Source organism: Nitrosomonas sp. (genome assembly GCF_022842015.1).
Taxonomy (GTDB): Bacteria; Pseudomonadota; Gammaproteobacteria; order Burkholderiales; family Nitrosomonadaceae; genus Nitrosomonas.
This window is the reverse complement of the sequence record NZ_JALHQJ010000099.1, coordinates 1-7,700: the sequence shown is the minus strand read 5'-3', so window position 1 is coordinate 7,700 and position 7,700 is coordinate 1. Positions and strand designations below refer to the sequence as shown.

The 7,700-nt window shown below is 46.4% G+C and carries 7 protein-coding genes and 1 pseudogene; 4 read left to right on the top strand and 4 right to left on the bottom strand.

Features of this window, described 5'->3' with window-relative positions:
* Positions 1-113: 113 nt before the first annotated feature.
* Positions 114-994, bottom strand: a pseudogene (locus tag Q0C11_RS13830) (IS3 family transposase); the annotation flags it as partial.
* 75 nt (positions 995-1,069) lie between these two features.
* Between Q0C11_RS13830 and Q0C11_RS13825 the strand changes: the two are divergent.
* Both Q0C11_RS13825 and Q0C11_RS13820 read left to right on the top strand, forming a co-directional pair.
* Positions 1,070-1,417: an IS30 family transposase gene (locus Q0C11_RS13825; RefSeq protein ID WP_293008958.1), complete on the top strand. Its 348-nt coding sequence runs from the start codon at positions 1,070-1,072 to the stop codon at positions 1,415-1,417.
* A complete protein-coding gene (locus tag Q0C11_RS13820; RefSeq protein ID WP_293008956.1) occupies positions 1,410-1,841 on the top strand; it encodes an IS30 family transposase in 432 nt (143 codons plus the stop codon). Before Q0C11_RS13825 ends, Q0C11_RS13820 begins: the two co-directional genes overlap by 8 nt.
* A gap of 525 nt (positions 1,842-2,366) precedes the next feature.
* Here the strand turns inward: Q0C11_RS13820 and Q0C11_RS13815 are convergent.
* Together Q0C11_RS13815 and Q0C11_RS13810 are read right to left on the bottom strand one after the other, a co-directional pair.
* On the bottom strand, positions 2,367-3,323 hold the full coding sequence (locus Q0C11_RS13815) for an alpha/beta fold hydrolase (RefSeq protein ID WP_107786671.1): 957 nt from the start codon (positions 3,321-3,323) through the stop codon (positions 2,367-2,369).
* The gene (locus Q0C11_RS13810) at positions 3,323-3,715 is read right to left on the bottom strand and encodes a hypothetical protein (protein WP_107786670.1); all 393 of its coding nucleotides are present in this window, start codon (positions 3,713-3,715) and stop codon (positions 3,323-3,325) included. Before Q0C11_RS13810 ends, Q0C11_RS13815 begins: the two co-directional genes overlap by 1 nt.
* 285 nt (positions 3,716-4,000) lie before the next feature.
* Here Q0C11_RS13810 and rlmKL point away from each other — a divergent pair, with 285 nt between their 5' ends.
* Both rlmKL and Q0C11_RS13800 read left to right on the top strand, forming a co-directional pair.
* Entirely contained in the window at positions 4,001-6,196 is a 2,196-nt protein-coding gene (gene rlmKL / locus Q0C11_RS13805) for a bifunctional 23S rRNA (guanine(2069)-N(7))-methyltransferase RlmK/23S rRNA (guanine(2445)-N(2))-methyltransferase RlmL (protein WP_293008951.1), read from the top strand.
* Between the two features lie 195 nt (positions 6,197-6,391).
* The gene (locus tag Q0C11_RS13800) at positions 6,392-7,093 is read left to right on the top strand and encodes an SDR family oxidoreductase (protein WP_293008949.1); all 702 of its coding nucleotides are present in this window, start codon (positions 6,392-6,394) and stop codon (positions 7,091-7,093) included.
* 74 nt (positions 7,094-7,167) lie between these two features.
* Here the strand turns inward: Q0C11_RS13800 and Q0C11_RS13795 are convergent.
* Positions 7,168-7,700, bottom strand: a 533-nt coding sequence (locus Q0C11_RS13795; RefSeq protein ID WP_293008947.1) for a metal ABC transporter permease, incomplete at its 5' end; no start/stop codon positions are given.

The window sequence follows — 7,700 nt, the reverse complement described above, 5'->3', positions numbered from 1 at the left end:
ATCAGAGTGGGGGTCAGGAAACTTGGCAACCCTTACGGCACCAGAGCTCCAATAATTACTCATTCAATAATTGAGTCAACTCATTATTGAAATCTGGTGCATGTATTCTTACTATCCGAGTGAGCAATGAGTCCTTTGTCCGGATATTTTTTCGCTGTTGCACGAAATAATGCCTGTATAACCAGGCTCCTGGTCATTCTCTCATTCATGGCATAGCCTACCAGTTCTCCATTAAACAGATCCTTTACGCCAGCCAAATACAGCCAACCTTCGTCTGTAGGGATGTAAGTGATGTCACTGACCCACACTTTATCAGGTGCGTTAACAGCAAATTCCCGGTTCAGAATATTGGGCGCAACCGGTAAATGATGTTTAGAATCGGTGGTCGCCTTGAATTTCAGTTTTTGCTTGCAACGCAAGTTCAATTTCTTGCGCAATGTTCTAACGCGGTATGGCGTGGTTTGTACTCCGTGATCCGCCAAGTCATGATGCAAGCGCTCGGCATTGTAGGTCTCTCGTGTACGTTGGTGTGCGGCCAGTATTTCTATTTCCAGTCTTGTATTCTCCTGCTTACGTTTACAGACCGGGCGAGTCCTTTGGGCATGAAAGCCGCTCTCGGAAACATCAAATGCCCGGCACATGAGCGCAATCGGATATTTTTGTCGCACCGATTCAATCAGACCGTATCTCACCGCGACCCCTTCGCGAAATACGTCGCACACTTTTTTATAAAGTCACGATCCATCTTCACTTCTGCTAATTCTCGTTTAACTCTGGACAGCTCTAATTCAACTTCAGTCAGAGGCTTCTGATGCTTACCTACCAATGCAAGTTCTCCTCGTTTGTCAGCATAAACCCAATTCTTTAATGTGCTTTCCGGTAAAGAAAGCCGTTTTGCTGCCTCAACCAAAGTTAATCCACTTTCTTTAAAAAACTTAACTGATTGCTCCCTAAATTCCTGGCTATATTGTGCGCGGGGTAATTCCATCTCCATCCTCCATTTCATGTCTTCATTTTATGAAACTTCGGACTCCTTGAAAATCAGCATACCTCAGTACAGCGTCACTCATTGCTGGAATGGACGGAAGTTGAACGACTGATTTGGTTGGACATGAGCCCGGAACAAGCATCTTGCCGACTTGTACTGGAATGCGGGTTGAGAATCAGCCATGAGACGATCTACGTGTACATTTATGAAGACAAACGCCGTGGTGGCGACCTGTGGCAACACTTACGCTGCCAGAAACCACACAGAAAACGTTACGCCGGTGGTCAAGAACGCCGGGGTACGATCAAGAACCGGATCGGGATTAACGAACGCCCGGGGATTGTCGATCAGAAGAGCCGCATAGGCGACTGGGAAGGCGACACCGTGATCGGCAAAGAACCATCGAGGCGCATTGGTCACATTGGCTGAACGGAAGTCGCGCTACATACTGGCAGCCCAAGTACCCGGCAAACAGGCATCGGGTGTGACGGCGGCGATAACGCGGCTGCTGCGTCCCCATAAAGACAAGTGCTACACCATGACATTCGACAACGGAAAAGAGTTTGCGGAGCATGAAACCATCTCGGCGAAACTCAATGCGGATGTTTATTTCGCTCACCCCTACCGTTCATGGGAGCGTGGCTTGAACGAGAACAGCAACGGGTTACTGCGTCAGTATTTCCCCAAGGTAATGGAGTTGATTGAGGTTACCCAAGAACAAGTGCAATGGGCGGTGGATAGACTCAACCATCGACCACGCAAAGTACTTGGATTCAGAACTCCGTTTGAGATATTCTTCGGGAAGACGGTACGCTACACCAAATCACCGTTAGGTGTTGCACTTCGAAATTGAATCCACCAATACTTACTGAAGGAAATCAATCAACAAATATTCTCCGCTGCAAATTTCCCTTTTTTATAGCGATCAAGCCTGAATGAATTCCGCCATATCGAAAAGCTTACTTCTTAGCGGTACACAAGTTTAACTACAATCGCTTTTTCTCGCGTTATTGCCTTACTTCTCAGAGAGTTTCATCTATTACTCACAATTTCTGTGGATAACTTTGTGAATAACACTTTATTTAGTTGGCTAACTTAAATATTTCTAAAGGTTTTTCTTGAATTGATTAATAAGTTAACACTTTAATTATATAAAATTTATCATATAGTTATGATAAATTTATCAGATTGGCATGAAGTTATTTATGATAGCAATTGTATCTTACTGAAATTGTGGACGACTCAGAATGTCAAGAAAAATTTAAGTGCGCGGAAAAACACGCACCCCCAAGTAAAAACTGACTCGACAATCCTCAGATGAAACAGGGAGTTTTCACTGAATGACGGACAATAGTATGAGTCCGTGCGAGAGGTACTCCTATAATCCGGATGAAACATGACGCGTTTGTGCATCCAGAAATTGCTGTAAATAAGGTAATAACCTTGATGGCGCTTCCTCCTGCACGGCATGCCCAACATCGTTAAAGATAATCAGCTTCGAATTGGGCAAATTCTCATGCAGACGCTCACCAATGGCCAGAGGCACAATTTCATCATCCCTGCTCCATATGATTAAGGCAGGAAGCAGCAAACTCGAATAGTTTTCTGAGAATTGCTGTAAATCTGCCGGCAGCATTTGCCGCACGGTAGTGAGTGTTGCGTACTTCGCATTAGGCTTGGCGAGATTGTCTGCATAGTGATCAATGGTGCCCTGCGGAATAGCAGCATCATTAAAATACACTTTCCTCAGCAAGCTTTTCACCTGAACAGAATTTGGAATAGCATGGATCACCAGCGGCCCCAGTACCGGAGTAGCCAGCATTCTCACAAAACCAGGCAGTTCTTGCGGATATGCAATACTGTCTATCAACACCAGGCTGCGCTGCAGATTCGGATGCGAAGATGATAAATAGATCGATGCAGCCAAGGCTACTCCGCCACCGTAAGAATGCCCGATAATGTGAAGGTTCTTCAGGTTGTTTTCAAGGACGAAATTCCTTACCAACCGCGCCTGGTCATAAACGGAATAAGCGTTATCGCGCGGTTTGGGCGATTCGCCAAAGCCTTTCAGATCAATGGTGATTACCCGGTATTTCTGCGCCAAGGGTTCAACAATATGCCGCCAGCTATAACTGCTGGCGCCAAAACCGTGAATCAGAAGCACCGGATCCCCTTCACCCAAGCTTTTAGATGCCAATCGCAATTCGCCCGCCTGTTCCGGATAACGATATTGCGACCAACCCGGAATATCCTTGTCCATGACGGCACAGCCGCCAAGACCAAGAATCATACCCAGAAAGGCAAAAACAAAAACGCTTATACGAGAATTTTTCATCAATTAAGAGACCGCACTAACATCGCCATATCGAATAGGCCGCCAGCAGCAAAAGAAATGGCTCCGAAAATAGGCAATATCGCAATAATCCGGCAAGCTATTCTTAAATGCTCAGCTTCCTCCTTATTTTCTATCCTCATGTGGCGTGGAATTGAGAGGATCACATAGCTAATCAAACTAAGAAAAATGATATTTCCAATCGTAAGCGGGAGAAGATTGGTTAAATAGATTTCTATCGGGCCGAGTGTCTTCCCGGCACAGTATCCACACTCATCGATCAGTTCAAATATTAAGTCGCGCCGTGCATTAATGGTTTGAAAAAAACTCAGTGTCGTATTCACTGCACCCCACAAGGCTGCCAGCAAGACAATTGGAAGTCCCAATCGATCCATTTTTGCTCCTTTTCGACTCAGAGATTGAGGAAGTTTAAGCGGATCCACACGCAACTGTACGTACATTGCATGATAGAGATTATCACGGCGATGTTTAAAAAGAAATTCGATCTCCTTTCAGAGGCAGGCAATAACAAATACCAAGCCCTCGCATTATCGAATGATTCGCCAAACTGCAGGAATCCAATCAATACTGAATGAATCCAGCCGCAGTTAAATAAAAAAATGCGCGACTACTGCACATTCAAGTATCCTACGCGGTTATTCCACAATCAGTCACAAATTATGACGCAATATCAGCTCTTCGCCACCACGCCCAAAGCGATGGAAGGCATTCTCGCAAATGAAATCAGCGCTCTGGGTGGACACGAGGTACATCAAAAATTGGCTGGCGTGGCTTTTCAGGGCGATCTGGCCATGGCATATAAAGCTTGTCTATGGCTACGCACCGCCAGCCGCATTTTGTTATTACTTAACAGTTTCGAGGTGAATTCCCAACAGGATCTTTACGAGGGCATCCAACGCATCGACTGGTCCGAACATTTAGGTCCTGACGACAGTTTAGCGGTATCGTTCAGCAGCAAAAATAATCCGGCAATCGATAACACGCACTTTGGCGCACTGAAAGTCAAAGATGCCATCGTCGATCAAATGCGTGGCAAGTTTGGCAGCCGGCCCAATGTCGATACCGCACACCCCAGCATTCGTGTCAATGTCTATCTGCATAACGAAATCGCACAGTTGAGCTTAGATTTATCCGGTGAAAGCTCGCATAAGCGTGGTTATCGCGACATCACTATTGCAGCACCCCTCAAGGAGAATCTTGCTGCGGCCATTCTGCTGCGCGCAGGTTGGCCGGAATTCGCCCGGCAAGGAGGTTCACTGCTCGATCCGATGTGCGGTTCGGGAACTCTTTTGGTGGAAGGTGCGTTGATCGCGGGTGATATCGCACCGGGCTTGCAGCGCGATTATTACGGCTTTCTAGGCTGGAAGCAGCACGATGCTGCACTGTGGCAAAACATTCTAGAACAAGCCCGGCAGCGCCGTGAGATAGGTTTAGCCAAATTGCCGGTGATGGTTGGTTTTGACCAGGATCGTGATAGCGTCAATGCCGCATTGCGGCATATTGAAAACGCAGGATTATCCGGCAAGATCCACATCGAAAAACGGAATATCATCGATGCATCTGCCGCGACAAGTTGGCCTCATGGATTGATTGTTTGCAACCCACCGTATGGTGAACGTCTTGGCGATGAAGAACAAGCCGGAATGTTATACCGAGAATTTGGCGAGGTATTGAAACAACGCTTTACCGGCTGGCAAGCCGCAATCATTATCGGCAATCCGGAGCTGGGCTTCCGATTGGGCATACGTTCGCACAAACCGATCACGCTTTTTAATGGCGCACTGGAATGCAAGTTGTTGCGCTTGACCATTGAGGAAAAAGCTTTTTTTGAACCGAAAGCCAAATCCCAGCAGGAACGCATCGAATTCATTCATCGCCGCGCCCAGGCCGGGCAACCCGACAGTCGAGCGGAAATGTTCGCCAACCGATTACATAAGAACCTGAAAAAACTGACCAAGTGGGCCAAACAAAATCAAGTCCATTGTTATCGCCTGTACGATGCTGATCTCCCCGAATATGCGGTGGCTGTGGATATTTATCAAGGCGAGAGAATCTGGGTCAATGTTCAGGAATATGAATCTCCCCGATCTGTCGACCCCGCCAAAGCCAATCAGCGGCTGGCCGGAGTGCTGGCGGAAATACCCAAAGTGCTGGAAATTCCTGCCGAACAAGTGTTCTTGAAAATTCGCCGCAAACAGAAAAACACCGATCAATATGAAAAACAGGGAGATTCCCGCCGCTTTCATGTGATTGAAGAAGGTGGATGCAAGTTTTGGGTGAATTTTGAGGACTATCTGGATACCGGCCTGTTTCTTGATCACCGCGCAATGCGCTTACTGATTCAACAACAAGCCAAAGGTAAACGTTTCTTGAATTTATTCGCTTACACCGGCAGTGCTACCGTACATGCAGTAATCGGCGGTGCGGCATCGAGTCTCACGGTGGATATGTCCAATACTTATCTGGATTGGGCCAGGCGCAATTTTCATCTCAATGGCATCAGCGACGAACACCAACTGATTCGGGCCAATTGCTCGGAGTGGCTGGCGCAACAAGCGCAAGCAAAACATAAACAACAATTTGACCTGATCTTTCTCGATCCCCCTACCTTTTCCAATTCCAAAAAAATGGATGAGATCTTCGATATCCAGAAAGATCATATACCACTGATCCGTAATACCGCGGCCCTACTGGCACCCCAAGGAACCTTATATTTCTCGACCAATTTCCGCCGTTTCAAATTGGACAAGGAAGCATTAAGCGATCTGATCATTGAAGATATCAGCACCCAGATGATCCCCGAGGATTTTGCGCGCAACGCCAGAATACATTATTGCTGGAGAATATCTCGCTGATCAAATTTCATCAGCAATAGCGCCACAAGAGTTATTGAGCAAAAAACCTGCATGAACAATCAATTCGTAGTAATCCGATAGCTTATATCATTTTACCTCACAAGCAGATTGACGGAAAATATTCAGACAGGCTATCAAAAAGATTGAATAGCGGTATCATTAAGTCATCAGACTTCCTACCCAGGTAAAAAAACGATGAAGAAAACAGTACTCATTACAGGTTGCAACCGCGGTATCGGGCTGGAATTTGTGCGTCAATACGCTATGAATGACTGGTGTGTCATTGCTTGCTGCCGCAACCCGATGTCAGCTGATGCATTGAACCGTTTAGCCGCGCAACATCCAGACCAAATCAATATTTATCCATTGGATGTCGCTAATCATTCGCACATTGAACAGTTAGCACAGACGCTATCCGGGAATGCCATTGATTTATTGATCAATAATGCTGGTATTTACCCACCGGAATCAGGCGATGCTTTCGGAATGACGGATTACGAAGCATGGACACATACCTTTGCAGTGAACACCATGGCACCGTTGAAAATGGCTGAAGCATTTCTTCAACCGATTGCCGACAGCAATCTGAAAACCATCATCACCATTACCAGCAAAATGGGCAGTATCGCAGATAACCGGGGCGGCGGCAGTTACATCTACCGTTCCAGCAAAGCGGCGGTCAATATCGTCATGAAAAGCTTGTCGATAGATTTGAATCCCAAACAAATCACTGTTGTCCTGTTGCATCCCGGTTGGGTAAGAACCGACATGGGTGGCCCGAACGGATTAATCTCAACCGAGCAATGTGTCACCGGCATGCGCCACGTTATCGATAACCTAAAATTCGAAGACTCTGGAAAATTTTATGCTTTTGACGGACAAATTGTACCTTGGTGAATACATATCCAATCAGATAACAGTCTGCATTACTCCGAATATTGCAGCCAACTAAAATCAGCTATCCGCGCCATTCAACATTGCCTTGACCGATAAACGTTACGCAAAGGTTTCACCAGCATCGATAAGCCAAACACCAACACGCTGAACAGCACAATGGTTGTACCGGAAGCGACGTTGAAAATATAACTCAAATACATACCCATTACGCCGGTCACCGCGCCGATGATGGTCGAATAAATAATCATGCTGCTAAAACGATCCGTCAGCATTCTCGCAGTCATGGCCGGGGCAATGAGCGTGGCGGCGACCATGGTGACGCCAATGACATTCAGCGACGCGATGACCGAGAATGTAAGCAACAATGAAAATAGCCATTGCACGGAATCGGTTTTAATACCAAATACACGCGCCGCTTCATTATCGAAAGTGGAGAACAGTAATGCGCGATACGTGATGAACATGGTAATCAGCGTGAAGAAAGCGACTAGCCCGATGATCATCAAATCCTGTTCTGTAATTCCAAGAATATTGCCAAATAAAGCTGCTTCGAAGTTTTGTTTAAAATTCCGCATCTTGCTGACAATCGCCACACCTAGGGCGAACA

What these genes read in the sequence shown, in the direction of transcription:
- Q0C11_RS13800 (WP_293008949.1), top strand. Translation starts at nt 6,392, where the DNA reads ATGAAGAAAACAGTACTCATTACAGGTTGCAACCGCGGTATCGGGCTG.
- Q0C11_RS13810 (WP_107786670.1), bottom strand. Translation starts at nt 3,715, where the DNA reads ATGGATCGATTGGGACTTCCAATTGTCTTGCTGGCAGCCTTGTGGGGT.
- Q0C11_RS13815 (WP_107786671.1), bottom strand. Translation starts at nt 3,323, where the DNA reads ATGAAAAATTCTCGTATAAGCGTTTTTGTTTTTGCCTTTCTGGGTATG.
- rlmKL (WP_293008951.1), top strand. Translation starts at nt 4,001, where the DNA reads ATGACGCAATATCAGCTCTTCGCCACCACGCCCAAAGCGATGGAAGGC.